At 71.4% G+C, this 4,232-nt stretch carries 1 protein-coding gene; it reads left to right on the top strand.

Annotation, left to right across the window (positions count from 1 at the left end; genetic code table 11):
* Nucleotides 1-4,232, top strand: a 4,232-nt coding sequence (locus tag GWI24_RS41250; protein ID WP_308344263.1) for a DUF6531 domain-containing protein, incomplete at both ends; no start/stop codon positions are given.

Below are 4,232 nucleotides of genomic sequence, written 5' to 3'. Positions count from 1 at the left end.
AGATCGCGGAGGGGCTGATCGACCACCCGTACGTTCCCGGCCTCGGGCAGCTCGTCGGCAGCTGGTTTCCCGCACCGACCGGCACCGTCGAGGTCGGGGGGCCGGTACTCCCCTACGAGGCGCACATCTTCACCAGCGCGCTGGCCGGGCTGGGGGTGGGCTTGCTGTGGTGTGGTGCCCGCGTAGTGACCCGGGTCGCGGCACTGGTGCCGCTGGCCGGGGCGGTGGCGATCCACTGGGTGACCAATTACGCCGCAGTCTTCCAGGGCGATGACACGGCGATGGAGTGGCGGGAGCGGCTGTCCGGGGAGTGGGGGCTGTGGATCATCCTGGGGTGCCTCGCCGCCGCGTGGATCTGGGATCTGCGCCGGTCCGGCCTGGGGCGGCGCCGCGCGCCTGATGTCGCGCTGGCGGCCGAGCGCCAGGGCCGGACCGCCCTCGAAGCTCTCTCCGGGTACGCCCTGCTGCGCCTTCCGGCCACCTGGATCATCGCCCTGGGCTACGCCCGGCAGCGCCGAGCGCTGCTGTACGCCACGGCCCACCCCCGTACCCGCGCGGAGAAGCTGGAGCCGCTGCGCGAGTCGGTCGTCGAGCAGACCCACCGTATGGACGCCACCCACAGCCAGGAGGCATGGCGTGGCGTGACCTTACGGCAGCTGTGGCACCGGGCCCGGGAGCAGCGCCCCCGCTGGCCGCGGCAGGAGAAAGTCCTCCTGGTGCTCAGCCTGCTGCTGGCCGTCCCCTCCCTGCTGTATCTGGCGGTGGGCTCCTTCCCCGCCACGAAGGATCTGCAGGAGTACTTCACCGGGGGCACCGGGCTGCGCGTTCTGGTCGGCGTTGGTCTGGCCGGGCTGGCCCTGACCCTGTGGCGTCTGATCTCCGCCGTACGCGGCTACCGGGCCGCGGGCGCGTCTCCCCTGGGCGAGACCGTCGCCCTGGTCCAGTTCCGGATCGCCGTCTGCGCGGGCTCGCTCGTCGTCGGCGTCCTGCTGCTGTCCCGCTGGTCGGCCATCGCGGACGGCGAGGCCCCGCTCGCCGGCTACGACATCCTGGGCACCGACCGCTTCCTCCTGGAAAAGCTCCTCGAGGTCGGCCTGCCCCTCCTCCTCACCCTGGCCATGTTCGCCATGCCCTACGCGCTGCCGCTGGAGCTCGCCATGGGCGGAGGGCTGGCGGAGACCCTGCTGATGGGCCTCGCCCCGCGCGCCCTGGCCCCGATCGCCTCACGCGTCGGAGCCAGGCTGGCGGCGCGTGAGGCGACGCAATGGGCGCGCGGCGCGCTCCGGAGCCGTGGCCGGGGGGTGTTCTCCCGTACCTGGGACCGGGTGCGGCACGGCCGTACCGATCCGGTGGATCTGGCGACCGGGCGGATGTTCCTGCCGCAGACGGATGTGGAACTGCCGGGTGTGCTGCCGCTGGTGTTCTCCCGCCGGGTGGACTCCGGATACCGCGCCGGGCGGTGGTTCGGCCCGACCTGGGCATCGACGGCCGACCAGCGGCTGGAGTCCGACGAGCAGGGCGTGGTCTTCTTCACCGAGGACGGTCTGCTGCTGGCCTATCCGCATCCGGTGCCGGGCGGCGCCGCGGTCCTGCCCGCGGAGGGTCCGCGGTGGCCGCTGGCACGGACGGCGGACGGGGTTACGTACACCCTCACCGACCCGGATGCCGGGCTCATACGCACCTTCACCCCGCACCGCGACCAGGCGCCGGCGCTCCTGCGCGAGATCGCCGACCGCAACGGCAACCGCGTCACCTTCGCCTACGACGCTTCCGGCACACCCCTCGAGATACTCCACAGCGGTGGCTACCGGCTGCGGCTGACGTCGGAGAACGAGCGGATCACCGGCCTGTGGGTGGGGGACGTACGGGTGATGGGCTACGGCTACACCGACGGCCATCTCACCGAGGTCACGGGCTCCTCGGGCCTGCCGCTGCGTTTCGCCTACGACCGGGCCGGGCGAGTCACGTCCTGGACCGACACCAACAACCGCTGGTACTCCTACGCCTACGACGAGCAGGACCGGGTCATCGCCGAAGGCGGCGAGGGCGGCCACTACACCTTCCGGATCGGCTACGACGGGATCGACCCGGACTTCCCGGGCCTGAAGGTCACGACCCTGACCTCACCGGACGGTGCGGTCACCCGCTATCTGATCGACGAGGCGCACCAGGTCGTCGGGGAGATCGACGCGGCCGGTGCGGTCAGCCGCACCATGTACGACCAAGCCGGCCGTACGGTCGCCGAAACCGACCCGCTGGGCCGCACCACCGGCTTCCGCTACGACGAGCACGGGCATCTGACGGCCGTGATCCGGCCGGACGGCAGCGAGATCAGCGCGGTGCTCGACGCGCAGGGCAACCCGGTACAGATCACCGACCCGGGCGGCGCGGTGTGGCGGCAGACCTTCGACGCGGCGGGCAACCGGACCACCCTCACCGACCCGCTCGCCGCCACCACCCGCTACCTCTACGACGCGCGCGGTGGTCTGCTCGCCGTCACCGATCCGCTGGGCGCGACCACCCGGGTGCGCTGCGACGGGGCCGGGCTCCCCCTCGAAATCACCGACCCGCTGGGAGCCACGACCTTCTACCAGCGGGACGCGTTCGGCCGCGTCGTGGCCGAGACGGACCCGCTGGGCGCGGTGACCCACTACGACTGGAGCCCGGAGGGCAATCTCCTGCGCCGCACCGGGCCGGATGGATCGGCGGAGTCCTGGACGTACGACGGCGAGGGCAACCGCACCACGCACACCGACCCCGTCGGCGGCACGACCGTATATGAGTACACCCACTTCGACCTGCTGTCCGCCCGCACGGGCCCGGACGGCGTCCGCTACACGTTCGCCTACGACGCGGCGACACGGCTGACCGAGGTCACCAACCCCCAGGGCCTGACGTGGGATTACGTCTATGACCCGGCAGGCCATCTGATAGCGGAGACGGACTTCGACGGCCGTAGGGTGACCTACGAGCACGACGCGGCGGGCCAACTCATCTCGCGTACCGACCCGCTGGGCCAGCGCACCGGCTACGTCCACGACGCGCTGGGCCGCCTAGTGTCCCAGGACGCCGCCGGGCAGGTGTCGACCTTCCGTTGGGGCCCGGCCGGAGAATTACTTGAGGCCGTCGGCCCGGACACCGAGCTGACCCGGGCCTACGACCGCGTCGGCCGCATGGTGTCGGAGACAGTGGGCGGCCGCACCCTGCATCTGGCCTACGACGCGGCAGGGCGGCTCGTCTCCCGCCGTACCCCGGCGGGGGCGGAGACTACTTACGCCTACGACGCGGCGGGCAATCGCACCACGCTGACCACTGGGGACAGGAACCTGATCGTCACCCATGACGCTTCAGGCCGCGAAACCCACCGCGGTTGGGCCGGTGGACTGTCCCTGACCCAGGCATGGGACTCGGCCGACCGCCTCATCGGCCAGTCCTGCACCGCGGGTTCACGGACCCTGCTCCAGCGCACATACACCTGGCGCCACGACGGCTACCTCACCGGCCTCGAGGACACCGCAACCGGGCCCACCCGCTACACCGTGGACCCGGCCGGGCGCGTCACCCAGGTACAGGCCGCCACCTGGCAGGAGTCCTACGCCTACGACCCGGCGGGCAACCAGACCCACGCCACCTGGCCGCAGCAGCACCCCGGCGCGGACGCGACGGGCGAACGCGCCTACACCGGCACCCGAATACAGACCGCGGGCACCACCCGCTACGCATACGACGCCGCAGGCCGCACCACTCTGCGCCAGAAGACCCGCCTGTCGAGGAAGCCCGACACCTGGCGCTACACCTGGGACACCGAAGACCGCCTCACCCACCTGATCACCCCAGACGGCACCACTTGGCGGTACCACTACGACCCCCTCGGCCGACGCACCGCCAAACAACGGCTGGCCCCCGATGGCACGATCGCCGAGGAAACCCACTTCACCTGGCACGACGCCACCCTCATCGAACAGAGCACGACCTCAACCGACTGGACCGGTCGGCAGAGCCTCACCTGGGACCACGACGAGACTGGGCTGACCCCACTCGCCCAGACAGCCCGCTACGCCCCAACCGCCAACGCACCCCAGGACGAGATCGACACCCGCTTCTACGCGATCATCACCGACCTGATCGGCACCCCCACCCACCTCGTCGACGACACCGGCCACACCGCCTGGCAGTCCCGCACGACGCTCTGGGGCACCACCACCTGGAACACCGACGCAACGGCCTACATC

Origin of the sequence: Streptomyces sp. MK37H (assembly GCF_018035285.1) — a bacterium.
Classification (GTDB): domain Bacteria; phylum Actinomycetota; class Actinomycetes; order Streptomycetales; family Streptomycetaceae; genus Streptomyces; species Streptomyces endocoffeicus.
This window is presented reverse-complemented; position numbering and strand designations above follow the sequence as displayed.